This is a genomic window from Lysobacter capsici (genome assembly GCF_018732085.1).
Classification (GTDB): Bacteria; Pseudomonadota; Gammaproteobacteria; order Xanthomonadales; family Xanthomonadaceae; genus Lysobacter; species Lysobacter capsici_A.
On the sequence record NZ_CP076103.1, the window covers coordinates 2,536,201 to 2,555,048 of the forward strand.

The 18,848-nt window shown below is 68.0% G+C and carries 14 protein-coding genes; 7 read left to right on the top strand and 7 right to left on the bottom strand.

Going from position 1 to position 18,848, the window contains the following annotated elements:
* Window positions 1-164 precede the first annotated feature (164 nt).
* Window positions 165-980 (bottom strand): isocitrate lyase/PEP mutase family protein, encoded by an 816-nt coding sequence (locus KME82_RS10660; RefSeq protein WP_215498480.1) that lies wholly within the window; start codon window positions 978-980, stop codon window positions 165-167.
* 486 nt (window positions 981-1,466) lie between these two features.
* Here KME82_RS10660 and KME82_RS10665 point away from each other — a divergent pair, with 486 nt between their 5' ends.
* The gene (locus KME82_RS10665) at window positions 1,467-2,114 is read left to right on the top strand and encodes a response regulator (RefSeq protein ID WP_215498481.1); all 648 of its coding nucleotides are present in this window, start codon (window positions 1,467-1,469) and stop codon (window positions 2,112-2,114) included.
* A gap of 1,086 nt (window positions 2,115-3,200) precedes the next feature.
* Here KME82_RS10665 and KME82_RS10670 read toward each other — a convergent pair.
* Window positions 3,201-6,758 (bottom strand): Rne/Rng family ribonuclease, encoded by a 3,558-nt coding sequence (locus KME82_RS10670; protein ID WP_215498482.1) that lies wholly within the window; start codon window positions 6,756-6,758, stop codon window positions 3,201-3,203.
* A gap of 497 nt (window positions 6,759-7,255) precedes the next feature.
* Here KME82_RS10670 and KME82_RS10675 point away from each other — a divergent pair, with 497 nt between their 5' ends.
* Window positions 7,256-8,212, top strand: coding sequence for an RluA family pseudouridine synthase (locus tag KME82_RS10675; protein ID WP_215498483.1), 957 nt, complete (start codon window positions 7,256-7,258; stop codon window positions 8,210-8,212).
* A gap of 18 nt (window positions 8,213-8,230) precedes the next feature.
* Here the strand turns inward: KME82_RS10675 and KME82_RS10680 are convergent, their stop codons facing one another.
* From KME82_RS10680 to KME82_RS10690, 3 genes are all read right to left on the bottom strand, one after another.
* On the bottom strand, window positions 8,231-8,971 hold the full coding sequence (locus KME82_RS10680) for an energy transducer TonB (RefSeq protein WP_215498484.1): 741 nt from the start codon (window positions 8,969-8,971) through the stop codon (window positions 8,231-8,233).
* Window positions 8,972-9,042: 71 nt separating this feature from the next.
* Window positions 9,043-9,468 (bottom strand): energy transducer TonB, encoded by a 426-nt coding sequence (locus KME82_RS10685; RefSeq protein WP_215498485.1) that lies wholly within the window; start codon window positions 9,466-9,468, stop codon window positions 9,043-9,045.
* A 5-nt stretch (window positions 9,469-9,473) separates the two neighbouring features.
* Window positions 9,474-9,815, bottom strand: coding sequence for a 4a-hydroxytetrahydrobiopterin dehydratase (locus tag KME82_RS10690; RefSeq protein WP_031371686.1), 342 nt, complete (start codon window positions 9,813-9,815; stop codon window positions 9,474-9,476).
* Between the two features lie 142 nt (window positions 9,816-9,957).
* On the opposite strand from KME82_RS10690, the gene KME82_RS10695 reads away from it, so the two are divergent.
* The 3 genes from KME82_RS10695 (at window position 9,958) to KME82_RS10705 (ending at window position 12,323) form a co-directional block, all read left to right on the top strand.
* Window positions 9,958-10,554, top strand: a complete 597-nt coding sequence (locus KME82_RS10695; protein WP_215498486.1) for an NfuA family Fe-S biogenesis protein — start codon at window positions 9,958-9,960, stop codon at window positions 10,552-10,554.
* A gap of 21 nt (window positions 10,555-10,575) precedes the next feature.
* Window positions 10,576-11,841 (top strand): hypothetical protein, encoded by a 1,266-nt coding sequence (locus KME82_RS10700; RefSeq protein WP_215498487.1) that lies wholly within the window; start codon window positions 10,576-10,578, stop codon window positions 11,839-11,841.
* Window positions 11,842-12,107: 266 nt separating this feature from the next.
* Complete coding sequence (locus tag KME82_RS10705; RefSeq protein ID WP_215498488.1) at window positions 12,108-12,323, top strand: hypothetical protein; 216 nt, start codon at window positions 12,108-12,110, stop codon at window positions 12,321-12,323.
* A gap of 566 nt (window positions 12,324-12,889) precedes the next feature.
* Here KME82_RS10705 and KME82_RS10710 read toward each other — a convergent pair.
* On the bottom strand, window positions 12,890-13,345 hold the full coding sequence (locus tag KME82_RS10710; RefSeq protein WP_215498489.1) for a c-type cytochrome: 456 nt from the start codon (window positions 13,343-13,345) through the stop codon (window positions 12,890-12,892).
* Between the two features lie 8 nt (window positions 13,346-13,353).
* Window positions 13,354-13,761, bottom strand: a complete 408-nt coding sequence (locus KME82_RS10715) for a c-type cytochrome (RefSeq protein ID WP_215499037.1) — start codon at window positions 13,759-13,761, stop codon at window positions 13,354-13,356.
* 364 nt (window positions 13,762-14,125) lie between these two features.
* Here KME82_RS10715 and KME82_RS10720 point away from each other — a divergent pair, with 364 nt between their 5' ends.
* Window positions 14,126-15,277 (top strand): efflux RND transporter periplasmic adaptor subunit, encoded by a 1,152-nt coding sequence (locus KME82_RS10720; RefSeq protein WP_430538814.1) that lies wholly within the window; start codon window positions 14,126-14,128, stop codon window positions 15,275-15,277.
* A gap of 69 nt (window positions 15,278-15,346) precedes the next feature.
* Window positions 15,347-18,847 carry an efflux RND transporter permease subunit gene (locus tag KME82_RS10725; RefSeq protein WP_252255794.1) on the top strand — a complete coding sequence of 1,167 codons (3,501 nt, stop codon included), beginning with the start codon at window positions 15,347-15,349 and terminating at the stop codon, window positions 18,845-18,847.
* The last annotated feature ends 1 nt before the right edge of the window (window position 18,848 follow it).

Genomic DNA, 18,848 nt, shown 5'->3' on the forward strand with positions numbered 1-18,848 from the left:
GCGGCGAAATAGTCGGATGTAGCTAGACATGCCGCCGCATGCACGGCGAAAAATCAACGAATGCATCGCCTCATCGCGATGCGACGCATTCGTTGCCGGTGCTTTCCTCAACGCTGGCGGGCAGATGCGAATGCCATCGTCGCAACGTATCCGCGCCTATCGCCTCAACGGCCTTCGAACAAGGCATTGAGTTGCGAGTAGGCGGTGGCCTCGGCCGCGAGCGGCCGCGAATCGCCGTCGCGCAGGAAACCGCTGGCCAGCGTCGACATGCGCGCGTACATCGACTGGGCGATATCCGAACCCGCGCTGAGGCGGCGCACGCCCCAACTGCGCAGGACCTCGGCCGACGGCAGCGCCGCACGCGCGAGCAGGTTGAGCGGCAGGCCGGCGTCGCCGGCGATCGCGCGGGTCTGCGCTTCGTCGGTCAGGCCGGGCACGAACAGGCCGTCGGCGCCGGCGGCGCGATAGCGAGCGGCGCGGGCGAGGGTCGCCTCGACGCGCTGTTCCGGCGGCACCAGGCCGCGCAGGTACACGTCGGTGCGCGCATTGAGGTACAGCGCGATGCCCAGGCGCGCGCTCGCGCGCTTGATGTGTTCGATCTTGGCGCACAGCAGATCGGGGTCCTGGTCGCCGTCTTCCAGGTTGATGCCGACCGCGCCGACGTCGATCAGGCCCGACACGGTTTCGGCGACCGCGGTCGGATCGTCCGAATAGCCGCCTTCGGCATCGACGGTGAGCGGTATCTGGATCGCGCGCACGATGTCGGCGACCGTCGCGACCAGCCGCCGCACCGGCAGCAGGTCGCCGTCGGGATAACCGTGCGACCAGGCCACGCCGGCGCTGGTGGTCGCCATCGCCTTGGCGCCGAGGCTTTCGATCATGCGCGCGCTGCCGGCGTCCCAGGCGTTGGCGAGCAGCAGCAGGCCGTCGTGGTGCAGGCCATGGAACTGGCGGGCGAGTTCGGTTTGCGGACGGCTCATGGATGGATTTCCGGATACGGGTCAGGGGCGTGCGGCCAGCATGGCATGCGTGCCATCGAGCTGCCGGCCGTTTTCGGTCGTGAACTTACCTGAGAAAGCGTCGCCTGCGTCTCGATAAAAAGCGACGCGCATCGCATCTTCACGCGGCGCGCGTTTGGTTTTCCGATATCGGCCGATTGCCGCGTAACCGACACGAAGCACCGGTTTTCCGCCATTCTCGGCTGTAGTCGGGTTTGAACGGCGCGACTCGGATACCATTACCGCGTGTCAGCGCTGGCAACTGCGGCATGCCTATGCCGGGTTGTGACGCAGATCATTCGAGGCGATCGACTTTGCACGGCACGGATGCTTTTTCGCGTAGGCGAAGCCGGAGTTTATGCGGCATCGGGGCAGCGCCGTTGAGTCAATAAATATCAACGCCTTGCGCGGTTTCATACTGCCGCGTAGCCTCGCTTACGTTGGCTGAACGTGTTTTCTGGGGACCGTATGACCATCCGTGTATTCATCGTGGACGACCATGCTCTGGTGCGAACCGGCATGCGCATGATCCTGTCGGCGGAGACGGATATCGAAGTACTCGGCGATGTCGAGAGCGGTGAAGAAGCCTTGCCGCAGATCCGCAAGCTCAAGCCCGACGTGGTGCTGTGCGATCTGCACCTGCCCGGCGTCAGCGGTCTGGAAGTCACCGAGCGCATCGTCAAGGGCGATCACGGCACCCGGGTGATCATCGTCTCGGTGCTCGAAGACGGGCCGATGCCCAAGCGTCTGCTCGAAGCCGGCGCATCGGGTTATGTCGGCAAGGGCGGCGATGCCAGCGAACTGCTGCGCGCGATCCGCGACGTGGCCCGCGGCAAGCGCTACCTGGCGAGCAATATCGCCCAGAACCTGGCCTTGTCGAACCTCGACGGCGGCGCGTCGCCGTTCGACGAATTGTCCTCGCGCGAGCTGGAAATCGCCTTGTTGCTGGTGCAGGGCTTCCGCCAGGAAGAGATCGCCAAGCGCCTGAGCCTGAGCGCGAAGACGGTCAACACCCACAAGACGCGCTTGTTCGAGAAACTCGCGATCAACGACAGCATCGCGCTGGCGCGTCTGGCGGCGCAGTACGGGCTGGCGGATCCGGCGCATTCGCTTTGAGGGTTTGCGCGGGGATGCGCGTTGGGTTGTGGCAAAAAAGTGCCGCCGCGGTTCGTGCCTGCACCGGCTGCGTGTCGTTGCGTCGCGGCCAGGAGTTGCGCCGTGGCCGGAAGTTGCGTCGTGGCCGTAAGTTGCGCGGTCGCGGCTTGCGCCGCTCCTACAGTCTGGCCCGATCAGGCGTTGTGACCCCGAAGCCCCTTGTAGGAGCTGCGCAAGCTGCGACCGCGAAATCGCGTGAGCCGGCGTAAGTGTGCAGTAGCCGAATCTTGCAGTAGTCGAATCTTCGCGATGAGCGCTGGCGGTTGCGATTTGTACCGGTGCGGGCTGCGTGTCGTTGCGTAGTGGCCAGGAATTGCGTCGTGGCCGGAAGTTGCGCGGTCGCGGCTTGCGCCGCTCCTACAGTCTGGCCCGATCAGGCGTTGTGACCCCGAAGCCACCTGTAGGAGCTGCGCAAGCTGCGACCGCGAAATCGCGTGAGCCGCCGTAAGCGTGCAGTAGCCGAATCTTGCAGTAGTCGAATCTTCGCGATGAGCGCTGGCGGTTGCGATTTGTACCGGCGCCGGCGGCGTGTCGTTGCGTCGTGGCCAGGAATTGCGTCGTGGCCGGGAGTTGCGCGGTCGCGGCTTGCGCCGCTCCTACAGTCTGACCCGATCAGGCGTTGTGACCCCGAAGCCCCCTGTAGGAGCTGCGCAAGCTGCGACCGCGAAATCGCGTGAGCCGGCGTAAGCGTGCAGTAGCCGAATCTTGCAGTAGTCGAATCTTCGCGATGAGCGCTGGCGGTTGCGATTTGTACCGGCGCCGGCGGCGTGTCGTTGCGTCGTGGCCAGGAATTGCGTCGTGGCCGGGAGTTCCGCGGTCGCGGCTTGCGCCGCTCCTACAGTCTGACCCGATCAGGCGTTGTGACCCGAAGCCCCCTGTAGGAGCTGCGCAAGCTGCGACCGTGTGATCGCACAGGCCGGCGCAAGCATGCGGCGGCAGTTCGATCTTCGCGATGCGCGCATTCGTCGCCGCGTTCGTCCCAAAAGAAAACCGGCCGCTCGCGCGGCCGGTTTTCCGTCTACTGCGTTCGATCCGCGAACGGCGCGATCAGGCGCGACGCTCGTGGTGGTCGTCCGGACCGGCGTCGTTCGAATCGCCTTCGGCGCCTTGCTCGCCTTCGACCGCGGCCTGCGCCGCATCGGCCTGCGCCGGTTCGGCCGGGTGGGGCAGGGTGTCGAACAGACCGCCGGTGCGCGGGGTCAGCGGCGAGGCCGGTTCGATCGACTCGGTGCTCGCGGCCGCAGGTGCGGTCTCGATGACGGCCGCGGTTTCGACCGAGCTGGCCGGTTCGACCGCTGCCACGACCGGTTCGACCGCCGCGGGAGCGGAGGTCACGACCTCGTCCGCGACGACCGGCTCGGGCGCCGACACGACGGGCTCGGCCACATGGTTTGCCGACGGTTCGGCCGCGAACGGCGCCGGACGGGCCGGTTCGACCGGCACGGGCTCAACCGCGACCGGTGCAACCGCCACGGGTTCGACCACGACCGGCTCGACCACGGTCGGCTCGATCGCCGCGGGCGGCGCGATGCGGGTCGGTTCGACCACTTCGGGCTCGACCACCACCGAGGCCGGCTCGTCGTTGTCGACGACCTGTGCCTGCACCGGCGCCGCGGTCTGCGCCGCGACGGCCTGCCCGGTAACCACGATCGGTTCGGGCTGGGCGTGTTCGATCGACTCGACCGCGGCCTGGGCCGGCGTGATCTGCGCCACCGGCTCGGACGCCGGCGTGGCGTACGAAGTCGCCGGCGTGGCGAACGCGGACTGCGGCGCCACGAACGAGGTCGACGGTGCCGCGAACGCACTGGCCGGCTTGGTGTCGGCCGGTTCGGCGTCGCTACGTTCGACTTCGGCGTGAGCCTTGGCCGGCGCGGGCTTAACGTCCGCAGGCTTGGCGTGGTCGAAGTTCTCGAACGAGGGCTTGGGCTCGCTGCGGGTTTCGCTCGGGTTCGACGGCGCGAACACGCTGCTCGCGGCGGTGCTCACCGTGGCGGCGACCACCGCGGCCGCGGCGGCGGGCGTGGCGGCCGGGGCGGGCTGCGCGCCGGACTCGTCGTCGAAATCGAACTCCGGCTGCGAGCGGTTCGCGGCCGCCGGAGCCGAACCCGGCTCGCCGGAGGCTTCGTCTTCGTCGTCGAAACCGTTCTCGTCCTGGCTCTGGCCTTCGCCTTCGCCCGCGGCGCCGGCTTCGCCGTTGCCACGACGACGGCGGCGACCGCCGCGACGGCCGCGACGGCGACGGCCGCTGCCTTCGCCGGTATCGCCCGCCGCCGTGCCGGCATCGCCGTCATGGGTTTCGGCGTGCGCGTTTTCGGCCACGGTGGCTTCGGTAGCGGTGGTATCGAGCTTGATCGCGGCGTCGTCGCTCACGACCGGCGGCGCGACCGGCGCACCGGCGTTGGCCGAGGCGGCGGCGATCGCGGCCGGCACCACCGCTGCGGCGACGCTGTCGCTCGCGGCGGCGTCCTGACGCGGCGGACGCGGCTCGCGCGGCGGACGCGGGGTCTGGCCGTTGTTGCCATTGGCCTGCTGCGCGGCGCGTTCCTCGCGCTCGGGCTTGCCTTGCGGCTGCGGCTTGGGCTGCTGGGCCTGCTTGGGCTGCTGCGGTTGCGGCTGCTTCTGCTTGGGCTGCTGCGCCTGCGCGGCCGCGGGGACCTGCACCGGCGCGTTGGCCTGCTGCGGCTTGTCGCGGCGCGACTCCTGACGGGCCTCGTCGCGACGCGGCTCGTCGCGGCGGGCGCCGTCGCGGCCGCCCTTGCCGTTGCGGTTCTCGCCGCGGCGCTGGCCGTTGCGGTCGCTGCGATCGTTGCGTCCGCCACGGCCTTCGCTGCTGCGCGCGGCCGGTTCGGGCTGGGCCACGGTCGGCTGCGGGGTGCCGCGGAAGATGCGCAGGATGCGCTCGACCAGGCCGACCGAATGGGTCGGCGCGGCGACCGGGGCGGGCGCCGGGGCGGCGACGGGCGCCACCGCCACGGACGGCTCGCGGGGTTCGCGAAGCGGCGCGGGCTGGAGGGGTTTGACGTTGGTGACCGCCGGCGCGTCCGGAATGTTCAGATGCGCCTTGGTCAGCGCATGCACCGGCAGCTTGCGCGGGGTGCCGCGCTGGTAGCTGGGCTTGGTGGTCTCTTCGCCGATTTCGTTCTCGCGCACCCGGGTGACTTCGTAGTGCGGGGTTTCGAGCTGGTCGTCGGCGACGATCACGATCGGCGAATCGTGGCGCAGCTCGATCTCGGTCAGCGCGCGGCGCTTTTCGTTGAGCAGGAAGTTGGCGATCTCGACCGGGGCCTGCACCAGCACCTGTCCGGTGTTTTCCTTCATCGCGTGCTCTTCGGCCACGCGCAGGATCGACAGCGACAGCGATTCGACGCTGCGCATGCGGCCGTGGCCGTCGCAACGCGGGCACACCAGCTGGCTGGATTCGCCCAGCGACGGGCGCAGGCGCTGGCGGCTGAGTTCGAGCAGGCCGAAGCGCGAGATGCGGCCGATCTGCACGCGCGCGCGATCTTGCTTGAGCGCGTTCTGCAGCTTGTTCTCGACTTCGCGCTGGTGGCGGTTGGACGACATGTCGATGAAGTCGATCACCACCAGGCCGCCGAGGTCGCGCAGGCGCATCTGGCGGGCCACTTCCTCGGCCGCTTCCAGATTGGTGTTGAACGCGGTTTCTTCGATATCGCCGCCCTTGGTGGCGCGCGCGGAGTTGACGTCGATCGCGGTCAGCGCTTCGGTCTGGTCGATGACCAGGGCGCCGCCGGAGGGCAGGCGCACGGTGCGCTCGTACGCGTTCTCGATCTGCGATTCGATCTGGAAGCGGTTGAACAGCGGGGTTTCGTCGGCGTACTTCTTGAGCTTGCGCAGGTTGTGCGGCATCACCTGCTCGACGAACTCGCGCGCTTCGGCGTACATCTCGTCGGTGTCGACCAGGATCTCGCCGATGTCCGGGCGCATGTAGTCGCGCAGGGCGCGGATGATCAGGCGCGACTCCTGGTACAGCAGGAACGGCGCGGGCTTCTTCAGCGCCTCGTCGGTGACCGCCTTCCAGATGCTCAGCAGGTAGTCGAGGTCCCACTGCAGCTCTTCCGCGTCGCGGCCCACGCCGGCGGTGCGGATGATCACGCCCATGTCGTCGGGGATCTGCAGCTTGTCCATCGCCTCCTTGAGCGCGGCGCGGTCGTCGCCTTCGATCCGGCGCGAGACGCCGCCGGCGGTCGGCGAGTTGGGCATCAGCACCATGTAGCGGCCGGCCAGCGAGATGAAGCTGGTCAGGGCGGCGCCCTTGTTGCCGCGTTCTTCCTTGTCGACCTGGACCACGATCTCCTGGCCTTCGCGCAGGACTTCGCGCAGGCCGGCCTTGTTATGGTCGACGCCGGGCTGGAAGTAGTCGCGGGAGATTTCCTTCAGCGGCAGGAAGCCGTGACGGTCGCCGCCGTATTCGACGAAGGCCGCTTCCAGGGAAGGCTCGAGCCGGGTGATGCGGCCCTTGTAGATGTTGGACTTCTTTTGTTCCTTGGAGGGCTGTTCGATATCGATGTCGTACAGGTTCTGCCCGTCGACGATGGCGACGCGCAGTTCTTCTGCCTGCGTCGCGTTGATCAGCATGCGCTTCATTGTTGCGTTCCTCGCGCGCTCTACCGCGCGGAACGCCATGGCGTTTCGCTATCTGGGAACTGAGGCCACGCCGTCGCGATCGTCGGCCGCATCGTGTGCGGGCCGCCCGCGCGCCGGCGAGCCTCCACTACCAGCGCTACATCACCACGGCACGCCGCGGGAGCGCTTCTTACCTATGCAAAAACTATCGGGGCCGGCGACGCGAACGTCGCTCGGGGCGGGCGGCGGCAGCTTCGAGCCAACTCTTCTTTGAGGGGCCTTGGCGCCGCACGGTTGTTCATCGCGATGGTTTGACCCATCGGGCGAAGGCCGGTTCCGCCGGTCCGTCGCTGCTAACATGGCTACCCCGTGGGCAGTGGTTAGACGCGGACCGGAATCGCGGGAGGGGCTTTCGGCCCCGTACCGGGCCGCACGCTGTTGAGGCGGACGACTGGCACAACTCCCAGCGAAATCAAAACCTTATCTCGCGTCGCGAGTGTAACAGATAACGCTTCGGGATGACCCAGTCAGCAAACTCCAGTAATGCCGGTGCCCACACCGTGCGCGTGCCCGAAGACCGCGATGGCCAGCGGCTCGACAACTTTCTATTGGGCCAACTCAAAGGTGCGCCCAGGTCCTTGATCTACAAGCTGGTGCGCTCCGGTCAGGTGCGCGTGAACGGGGGCCGGGCCAAGGCCGAGCGCAAGCTCGAGGCCGGCGACGAGGTGCGGATCCCGCCGGTTCGTCTCAACGAGACCGGAGAAAAGCCGACCCCGCCCAAGGGCTTCATGGACGCGCTGGACGCGGCGATCGTGTTCGAGGACGCGCGCCTGCTCGCCCTGAACAAGCCGTCCGGGGTCGCCAGCCATGGCGGCAGCGGGATCAGTTTCGGCGCGATCGAGACCCTGCGCGCCTCGCGTCCGGGCCACACCCTGGAACTGGTGCATCGGCTCGACCGCGACACCTCCGGGCTGCTGATCGTGGCCAAGAAGCGTTCGGCCCTGACCGAAATGCAGGCGCTGATGCGCGAGGACGGCGGCATCGCCAAGCGCTACCTGGCGCTGGTGACCGGACGCATGCCCGAGGGCGTGATGAGCGTCGACGCGCCGCTGCACATCGGCCTGCGCCAGGGCGGCGAGCGCCACGTCCAAGTCCATCGCGAGGGCAAGCCGTCGCTGAGTCATTTCAGGACCTTGGAACGGCGCGGCGGGCAGTCGTATTGCGAGGTGCGGATCGAAACCGGCCGCACCCACCAGATCCGCGTGCATGCCCAGCACATCGGCCATCCGGTCGCCGGCGACGACAAATACGGCGAGCCCGAGGTCAACAAGAAGCTGCGCGACCAGTTCGGCCTGCGTCGCCTGTTCCTGCATGCCTCGACTTTGGAGTTCGCGCTGGACGGCGGACGCGAGCCGTATTCGCTCAATGCGCCGCTGGCGCCGGAGCTGGTCGAGGTGCTGGACCGCCTGGGGTGAGTGTCGCGATGCGGCGGTTCATTTGATCTCGAAGCGCGTCGGCGGCATCGGCTGGCCGTCGATCGCGACCTCCAGCAGGTAGCTGCCGGCGACGGTTCCGGCGGGCAACCGCAAACGCGAATGCTGGCGCGCCTTGGAAGGTTTCAGGCTGAGGCGTTGCTGGTGGATGGTGACGCCGGCCTGGCCGTTCGCGGCCACGCGTCGCCAACTCGCCACGACCGGAGTGGGAGCAAACGCGTACTGGGTGAGGTCGGCCTCGATGGCATCGCTGGAGGCGAATTGCCCGCTCGTCTTGTCGCTGCCGAGCTTGCGCAACTCGATGCGCGGCGCGCAGTAACTCGGTGGCGTCGGGCCCTTGACGAAGTCCACCGCTATCCGAAGCCTCGACATGACCGGCTCGCCGTTGCGGATTTCATAGTCGAAACGCCACTGGCCCGCGGCCTCGATCGCGGCGCGGTCGAGTTCGGGATGGCGGCTGCTGCGTTCGATCTGCTTGTCGACGAGCTTGCCTTGCATGTCGACGGTCAGGATCAACACGACGGTGCCTTCCACGCCCGCGCAGGCGGCGGCCTCGGGATACTTCGGTGGCCGGTCGCGATGCGCTTTCGAGCGGCGCTGGAGGTTGTTCGGATAGGTGGTTGACGGCGGCGGGCGGGGCAGGTCGTCGTAGTAGGACGGCGTTATCGGCACCGGATCCTCGGCGACCTGGCCATAGGCGTCCACAGAGCAGGCGATCGAGAGCGGCAGCAGCAAGGCCAAGCCGCTCAGACGACGAAAACCCTGCATTCCGATAGCTCCCCCAAGCCGGCGTGCGGACGGCGCGCGTCGCCTCAGGCCGGCCCGCAATGCTCCGGACGCGACGCGGGCGCGTTGAAGGTCACCGGCACCTGGATGTCGGTGGCGACCGGCTTGCCGTTGCGGGTGGCCGCTTCGAACCGCCAGCGCTGCACGCCCTTGAGCGCGGCATCGTCGAGCGCCTGGGTCTTGCTGCTGGTCAGCACCGTGGCCTTGGTCGGCTTGCCTTCCGGGCCGACGGTGAGTTGCAGCACGACCTTGCCGCCGATCTGATCGCAGCCGATTTCGATCGGGTACTCCGGCGGCGGCGTGTCGACCGCGCGCAGCGGGGTGGACGGAATGATCGGTTGGTCGGCGTCGCGCGGACCGCAACCGGCGGCCAGCGCCGCGAGCAGTCCGGTGGCGAGCAGCGCGCCCAGGCGCGGGGAGACGATGAAAAGACTGCGGGGTAGTAGGTTCATGGCGATCAACCTGTCAGAGCGTCGGCCTTCGCCGCGCAGATGAAGTCGTTTTCGCTCAGTCCGCCGACGTCGTGGGTCGAGTAACGCACCACGCAGCGGTCGTAATGGACGCCCAGATCGGGATGGTGGTCTTCACGGTTGGCCATGAAGGCCAGCGCGTTCACGAACGCCATGGTCCGATAGTAATCGTCGAAGCGGAAGGTTCTGGTGAGGGCGTGGCCGTCCTCGGCCAGCTCCCAGCCGGGGACTTCCGGCAGCAGTTCGCGCACGCGCGCTTCGCTGAGCCGGTGCTCGCTGCCGCGGCGGGCGATGCAGTGGGCCTGCGAAAGGGGGATCAGATCGTTCATGCGATGACTCCTGGCGGCCTGCAGCGAGCGCGGCGGCGTTGCGTTTGCGCCGGCGCGGCTCCATATGAACGGAATCGTATCGCCGACGGTCGTAGGATGCAGGCACAGCTACGCGCCGCACTGACCCCGCTAGAATAGCCCGATGATCAATATTTCCGAATCCGCGCAAACGCACTTCCGCAAACTGATCGAGCGCGAGGCCCTGCCGGGCCTGGGCGTGCGGCTGTCGGCGGTGCATGCCGGGACGCCGCGCGCCGACGTGCGCCTGGAGTTCGCCGAACCGGCCGATCTGGTCGGCGACGAATGGGCGATCGATTGCGAAGGCTTCACCCTGTGGCTGCACGCCGACAGCGTGAAGTACCTCGACGGGGCGCAGATCGATTACGAAAACAAGGCCACCGGCGGCCAGTTGCAGATCCGCGCGCCCAAGATCAAGGGCGAAGCGCCGGCCGATTCGGCCTCGCTGGTCGAACGCGTGCGCTGGGTGGTCGAGCACGAGGTCAATCCGCAGCTCGCCCAGCACCGCGGCAACGTGTCGGTGCAGGAAGTGACCGCCGACGGCGTGGTCGTGCTGCGCTTCGGCGGCGGTTGCCAGGGCTGCGGCATGGCCGACGTGACCCTCAAGCAGGGCATCGAAACCACCTTGATGACCAAGGTGCCGGGTGTGACCGCGGTGCGCGACGCGACCGATCACGAGACCGGCGACGCGCCGTACATTCCCCGCGACACCGCGGCCTGACGCCCGCGCGGCGCAGCGCCCATGCCCACCGCCGCATCGCTCATCGAGGCCCTGCAACGCCGGTTGCGGCTGTCGCTGCGTCGTGAGTCGCCCGCCCCGGGTGAATTTCCGCCGGGCTGGCAGCAGTGGTTCGACTCGTTGGGCGAGCGCCCCGGCGCGGTGGTCGGCGCGACCTCCGAGGCGATGGTCGCCACGCTCTCGCAGCGACCGCTGGCCTCGCCGCCGCGGCGCGCGGCGAATCTCACGCGCTGGCAGGCCTTTGCCACCCTATGGCGCCAGCAATGGCAGCCTCCGGAACGCGAGGACCGTCGCCTGCGCTGGGTGGCCGCCACGTTTTCGGTGCTGTGGCATATCTTCGTCGCGGCCGCGCTGATCTGGCTGATGTACCTGCAGTTCTTCGCCACCCGTCCGCCGCCGCAGGGCGAGGACGTGACGATGATCGAATACATCGGCGACGGCACGCCCAAGGACCCCGGCGGCGGCGCGCAGCAACCCTCCGATCAGCCGCAGACCGAACCGACCCCGCCGCAGCCGCCCTCCACCCCGGCGCCGCCACAACCGGCGCAACCGCCGTCGCAGGTCGCGGTCAGCGCACCGCCGGTGCCGGAACTGCAGGCGAGCGTGCCCGACGTGCCGCAACGCGACGTGCCCGAGCCGCAACTGCCGCCGCCGACGGTCGAACAACCGGTGATGGTCAGCAAGGACGTGCCCGATTCGCCGCAGATCTTCGTGCTGCCGCCCACGCGCAAGCGCCTGGACGACACGCCGCGGGTGCCGCAGATCGAGATCGCGACCCGGCCGGTGCCGACCCAGGACGTGCCGACCCCGGTGCAGCCGCTGTCGCGCGAACTGCCGCGGCCGCAGATCGCCGCGCCGACGGTGAACGCGCAGCCGCGCGAGGTCGCGGTGCGCGAAGTGCCGGCGCCGCTGCCGCAATTGCAGGTGCGCGAACTGCCGACGCAACCGATCGCGGCGCCGCAATTGCGCACCACGACCCCGCAGGTGCGCATCGCCGAGATTCCCACGCCGCAGGTCGCGACGCCGCGCGCGCCCCGCGCGGGCACGTCTTCGCCCTTCCGCGGCCCGCTGCGACGCCTCGTGCCAGCCAGTTCAATCGACGCCGTCGCGTTCGCCGGCCGCCGCTCAGCCAGCGCCGCGGCGACAAAACCCAGCGCCAATCCCAGTGCTAGCGCTCCAGCGCCCGCGTCGCGCCGCTCGCGGCCGACGACGCAGCGGCGCCGGGGGGCCGGGCGAAAACTCGCGCGCCCGGCACCTGGTCGAATCTGAAGACCGACGACGACTGGGGCGGCTCCAACCGCAATCGTCCCGGCGCGCAACGCGGCGACAGCCCGGGCCTGTACAACAGCGACGGCAGCCCGCGCATCGCCGACGCGCCGGGTTCGGCCTCGCCGGGCAAGCCGCCGGGTACGATCACCGCCGAGATCAAGGACCTCGACCGCGCCGGCACCTGGCTGCGGCGCAAGCCCACCGACTACGAAGCGACCGCGCTCGACAAATACTGGCGGCCGAACGAAACCCTGCTGGCCGAGTGGGTGCGGCGCAGCGTGCAGACGGTGCTGATTCCGATCCCGGGCACCGGCAAGCGCATCCAGTGCTCGGTGGTGCTGCTGATGGCCGGAGGCGGCTGCGGCATCGACGATCCCAACCTCAACGACCAGCCGGCCGAAGCGCGCCCGCCGCCGGATATCCCGTTCAAGCCGCATCTGCAGGAAGACAACGGCAGCGTCAGGCCGCCGCCGGGTGGGTGAGGGGTTGAGCTTGAGGGGCGGTTAGGAGAGCGCCGCTGAAGTCGGGGCCTTGAATTTCGCGCGTGTCGCCACTTCTGCGTACTTGCCAGTAGTCGAGCGAACCGCATTTGCTCGTCATTCCCGCGTTTGGGTGCTTGCCTGTAAGTCGACTGAGCCGCTTTGGATCGTCATTCCCGCGAAGGCGGGAGTCCAGTGGCTTTTGCGCGGGCATGCAGGTCACGTCGTTTCCATTGCTCCGTCAAAGTCACTGGATTCCCGCGTTCGCGGGAATGACGGTAGGGGAGGACGTGGTTGCTGGACGATTCGATGGCGAAATGTCGATATATGAAGCCTGGGCTTGCAGGTTGAATGGCCTTTGCTCGTCGTTTCCGCGTTCGCCGACATGACGGTAGGAGAGGGGAGCGTCGCACGTGAAAAATGCTGTGACGACTGGACCTAGCAGCGGGTCCCACGTCTGGGTTGAGCCATTCAATAACCGCATAAACAAAAACGGCCCGCAATGCGGGCCGTTTTCAGCAGCGCGATCCAAACGCGCGATCCAGCCGCGCGCCCGATCCACCGATGGATCAATGCACGCCGTGCAGATCGCGCAGCTTGTCGCTCTGCAGCGAGCCGAAGTAGGCGGTCACGTCGGCGATCTGCTGGTCGGTCAGATCCTTCGCCTGCAACGACATCAGCGGGTGCGCGCGGTCGCCGTCGCGGTACATCTGCAGCGAGTGGGCCAGGTAGTCGTGGTACTGGCCGGCCAGGCGCGGCGTCACCGGGTCGATCGGGTGACTGTCGTCTTCGTTGGTGCCGTGGCATTCCACGCAGGCCTGATTGGTCGGCGGGCGCTTGGCGTTGGCGAATTTGTCGCCCGCGGCGATGTTGCCGGCCGGCAGGCCCGAGGACGACTTGGTGTGGCCTTCGTTGCGGTCGGCCGAGGAATGGCCGGCGGGCACTTCGCCGCTGGAGCAGGCGGCCAGGGCCAGGGCGAGCGAGGCGATGGCGAGGCCGCGCTTGAAGAAGCTGGGATTCGTCATGAGGCGGCTCACTTGGCGCTGGAAAGGAAGGCGGCGATGTCGGCGATGTCCTGGTCAGAGAAGCTCTGCGCCTGGGCCTGCATCGTGGGGTGCTTGCGCGTGCCCTTCTTGTATTCGGTCAGCGCGCTGACCAGGTACTCGGGCGACTGGCCGACGATCTTAGGAACGTGATAGTTCGGGTAGGCGTTCTTGTAGCCTTGCACGCCGTGGCAGCCTTGGCAGGTGTAGGTGAGCTGGCGGCCGGTTTCGGCGTTGCCCTTGGAAGACGGCGCGGCGGCCGGGGCGGCGGCCGGAGCCGTCGGAGTGGGGGCAGTCGGGGTGGAAGCCGGCGCCTTGGCGGGATCCTGGGGCTGAGCATGTGCGCTCAGGGCGGCCAGGGTCAGGGCAAAGCAGGCGGCGATCGTCAGCGGTCGCATCATGTCGTAGTCCGCAATCTCGAATGGCTAGCGAAAGGTGGTGGCTGGCTCTGCGGGGCCGGAGCCGCGCACAAGCCGCCGAGTATAGCTGGGCAGACGACTGCAACGAAGCCGTCCTTGAGCGCATCCATACTTGCGCCGGTTTCCGGACGCTCCGGGCCCGGCGTGGATTTGCGCCGCACGACACGGCGGCGCGCGCGACGCACCTCGTCCGCGCGCACCGTGCCTCAGAATAAATCCATGGCTCCAGTCATCATGACCTTCGGCGGATGTTGGCTTTGGGGGCTGGTGATATACCTATATACAACACCGGCATACGACCGGAAACCGACGAAAAAACTTTAGTAGCTTGGGGTCGTCTCGAATGCGTCAACTCACCAACAACCGCAAGGGCGGTCCGGCAGTGCGCGGCACGGTGGCTATCGCCGCCCTGGCCCTGGCCTGCCTCATGGGACTGTCGGCCTGCAAGGGCGGAGCGGGCGCCGCCGAGGCGCAGGCCAAGGAGGCCAAGGACAAGGCGTCGGAAGCGGTGCCGGTCGAGGTCGCCGCGGCCAGCCGCCGCGCGATCGCCGCCAGTTATACCGGTACCGCACCGCTGGAAGCGCGTGCCGAATCGCAGGTGGTCGCCAAGACCTCCGGCGTCGCCCTCGACGTGATGGTCGAGGAAGGCCAGTTCGTCAAGGCCGGGCAGGTGCTGGTGCGGCTGGACTCGGCCCGCGCCGAGCAGCAGGCCGCGCAGACCAACGCGACCATGCGCAAGCTCGAGGCCAACTACGCGCGCGCCCGGCAGATGGCCGAGCAGCGCCTGCTCAGCGCCAACGACGCCGACCAGTTGCGTTACGACCTGGAAAGCGCGCGCGCGGCCAACCGCATGGCGAGCCTGGAACTGTCCTACGCCAAGGTCGAAGCGCCGATTTCCGGCGTGGTCGCCTCGCGTTCGATCAAGACCGGCAACTTCGTCCAGATCAATTCGCCGATCATCCGCATCGTCGACACCTCCAAGCTGGAGGCCACCCTCAACGTGCCCGAGCGCGAGCTGGCGACTTTGAAGGCCGGCCTGCCGGTGCAGATGCTGGTCGACGCGATGCCCGGCAAGAGCTTCACCGGCAAGGTCGACCGGGTCGCCCCGGTGGTCGATTCGGGCAGCGGCACCTTCCGGGTGATCTGCAGCTTCGAAGGCGCCGGGGTGTTGCAGCCGGGCATGTTCGGCCGCCTGCGCATCGACTACGACAACCGCGCCGATGCGCTGGTGGTGCCGCGCGCGGCGCTGCTCGACGACGAAGGCGATCCGGCGGTGTTCGTGGTGCGCGGCAAGAAGGTCGCGCGCGTCGCGGTCAAGCTGGGCTACCTCGACGGCGCCTGGGCCGAGGTCCGCGACGGCATCAAGCTCGGCGACCAGGTCGTGGTGGCCGGCAAGACCGCGCTGCGCGAAGGCACCGAAGTGTTGCCGATCAACGCCGCCAAGCCCAAGGAAGTGGCCGCGAGCGCGAACGCGACCGCTCCGCTGAAGCAGTAAACCGGCGATCACGCCCCCGACGCGGCCGCACACGGCCGCGTCCTTCGCACTACTTATTGAACGTGGGGACTGACTGTGGCTCAGCTTCCGGACGCGACGTCCTTTAACCTGGTGGAGTTTTCCACCCGTCGCCGCGTGACCGTGGCGATGGTGACGATCACCTTCCTGTTGTTCGGCCTGATCGCGCTGAACAGCCTGAAGGTCAATCTATTGCCCGATTTGAGTTATCCGACCCTGACCGTGCGTACCGAGTACGCCGGCGCGGCGCCGACCGAGATCGAGACCTTGATCTCCGAACCGCTGGAAGAAGCGGTCGGCGTGGTCAAGGGCCTGCGCAAACTCAAGTCGGTGTCGCGCACCGGCCAGAGCGACGTGGTGCTCGAGTTCGCCTGGGGCACCGACATGGACCAGGCCAGCCTGGAGGTGCGCGACAAGATGGAGATCGTGCAGCTGCCGCTGGAGGCCAAGAAGCCCGTGCTGCTGCGCTTCAATCCCTCGACCGAGCCGATCCTGCGCATCGCGCTGTCGACCAAGGGCGGCGACAAGGCCAGCGACAGCGAGGCGATCCGCCAGCTGACCGCGCTGCGCCGCTACGCCGACGACGATCTGAAGAAGAAACTCGAACCGGTCGAAGGCGTCGCCGCGGTCAAGGTCGGCGGCGGCCTGGAGGACGAAATCCAGGTCGACATCGACCAGCAGAAGCTCTCGCAGCTCAACCTGCCGATCGACACCGTGATCCAGCGGCTCAAGGCCGAGAACATCAACGTCTCCGGCGGTCGCCTGGAAGAAGGCGCGCAGCGCTATCTGGTGCGCACGGTCAACGAATTTTCCAGCGTGGCGGAAATCCGAGAGATGCTGGTCACCGCGCAGAAGGCCGGCGGCAACGCCGCGGCCGATGCGGCGGCGGAAATGGCGCGGGTCGCCGCGGCCTCGGGTTCGGCCGACGCGATGGCCGCCGCGGCCTCGGTGCAGAGCGCGAACACCGGCGAGCAGACCACGCCGGCCGGCGGCAAGCCGGTGCGCTTGAAGGACATCGCCGAAATCCGCCAGGGCTTCAAGGAACGCGAAGCGATCATCCGCCTGGCCGGCACCGAAGCGGTCGAGCTGGCGATCTACAAGGAAGGCGACGCCAACACCGTCGCCACCGCCGACGCGATCCAGGCGCGGCTGGATCAGATCAAGTCGCAGATCCCGCCGGACGTGGAACTGACCACGATCGACGATCAATCGCAGTTCATCCGCCACGCCATCAGCGACGTCAAGAAGGACGCGGTGATCGGCGGCCTGCTGGCGATCCTGATCATCTTCCTGTTCCTGCGCGACGGCTGGAGCACGTTCGTGATCGGCCTGTCGCTGCCGGTGTCGATCATCGCCACGTTCTTCTTCATGGACCGCCTGGGGCTTAGCCTCAACGTGATGTCGCTCGGCGGCCTGGCGCTGGCCACCGGCCTGGTGGTGGACGACTCGATCGTGGTGCTCGAATCGATCGCCAAGGCGCGCGAACGCGGGCTCGGCATTCTCGACGCCGCGGTCACCGGCACCCGCGAGGTGAGCATGGCGGTGGTCGCCTCGACCCTGACCACCATCGCGGTGTTCCTGCCGCTGGTGTTCGTCGAAGGCATCGCCGGCCAGTTGTTCCGCGACCAGGCGCTGACCGTGGCGCTGGCGATCGGTATTTCGCTGATCGTGTCGATGACCCTGATCCCGATGCTCAGCGCGCTCAAGGGCCGCCCGGCGCTCGGTTTCGAGGAAGAAGCGCCGCATCCGCAATGGCACCCGGACTCCAAGCTCGCCAAGCCGGTCGCGGCGGTCGGTCGCGGCGTCGGCGCCGGCGCGCGCGGCGGATTCTTCGGCCTGGCCTGGCTGGTGGTGCGGATCTGGCGCGGCCTGGGCAAGGTGGTCGGCCCGGTCATGGGCAAGGCCAGCGATCTGGCGATGGCGCCGTATGCGAGCGCCGAACGCGGCTATCTGAAACTGCTGCCGGCGGCGATGCGTCGCCGTTGGCTGGTGCTCGGCGCGGCCACGGTGGCATTCGCGCTGACCTTGGCGGCGGTGCCGCTGCTCGGCGCCGACCTGATCCCGCAGCTGGCGCAGGATCGCTTCGACATGACGGTCAAGCTGCCGCCGGGCACGCCGCTGCGCGAAACCGACAAGCTGGTGCGCGAGATCCAGGAAAAGCACGCCAAGGACCCGGGCATCCATGCCTGGTTCGGCGTGAGCGGCAGCGGCACGCGGCTGGATGCGAATCCGACCGAGAGCGGCGAGAACATCGGCAAGATCACCGTGGTGATGGCCGACGGCGGCAGCAAGGAAGTCGAGGCGGCCGAAACCGAAAAACTGCGCCAGACCATGCAGGCGCATCCCGGCGCCCAGGTCGACTTCGCCCGTCCGCAGCTTTTCAGCTTCTCCACGCCGCTGGAAATCGAGCTGCGCGGGCAGGACCTGGAAACCATCCAGCGCGCCGGCCAGAAGATGGCGGCGATGCTGCGCGCCAATCCGCATTTCGCCGACGTCAAATCCACCGTGGAGCAGGGCTTCCCCGAGATCCAGATCCGCTTCGACCAGGACCGCGCCGGCGCGCTCGGCCTGGCCACGCGCGACATCGCCGATATCGTGGTCAAGAAGGTGCGCGGCGACGTCGCCACCCGCTACAGCTTCCGCGATCGCAAGATCGACGTGCTGGTGCGCGCGCGCGAATCCGATCGCGCCTCGATCGAGAACATCCGCCGCCTGATCGTCAATCCCAACAGCAGCCGTCCGGTGACGCTGGAGTCGGTGGCCGACGTGGTCGCCACCAGCGGCCCCAGCGAAATCCACCGCGCCGATCAGGTGCGCGTGGCGATCGTGTCGTCGAACCTGCGCGACATCGACCTGGGCGGCGCGGTCGCCGAAGTCGAGAAGATGGTGCACGAGCAGCCGTTGAACCCCGAGGTGCGCATGCACATCGGCGGCCAGGGCGAGGAGTTGCAGCAGTCGATCAATTCGCTGTTGTTCGCATTTGGTCTGGCGATCTTCCTCGTTTACTTGGTGATGGCTTCGCAGTTCGAATCGCTGCTGCATCCGTTCGTGATCCTGTTCACCATCCCGCTGGCCCTGGTCGGCGCGGTGCTGGCGCTGTTGCTGACCCGTTCGGCGGTGTCGGTGGTGGTGTTCATCGGCCTGATCCTGCTGGTCGGCCTGGTGGTCAAGAACGCGATCATCCTGATCGACAAGGTCAACCAGTTGCGCGAGGAAGGCGTGCCCAAGCAGCAGGCGTTGATCGAAGGCGCGCGTTCGCGCCTGCGTCCGATCATCATGACCACGCTGTGTACGCTGTTCGGCTTCCTGCCGCTCGCGGTCGCGGTGGGCGAGGGCGCGGAAGTGCGTTCGCCGATGGCGATCACGGTGATCGGCGGCCTGCTGGTGTCGACCCTGCTGACCCTGGTGGTGATCCCGGTGGTGTACGACCTGCTCGATCGCCGCGGCGACGAGTACTACCGCAACCGCACCCGCAAGGTGCGTCGCGATGCCGCGGTCGCGGCCGAGCACATCCGCCACGACAACGATCCGCTGACCGGCGAGGCCCACTGAG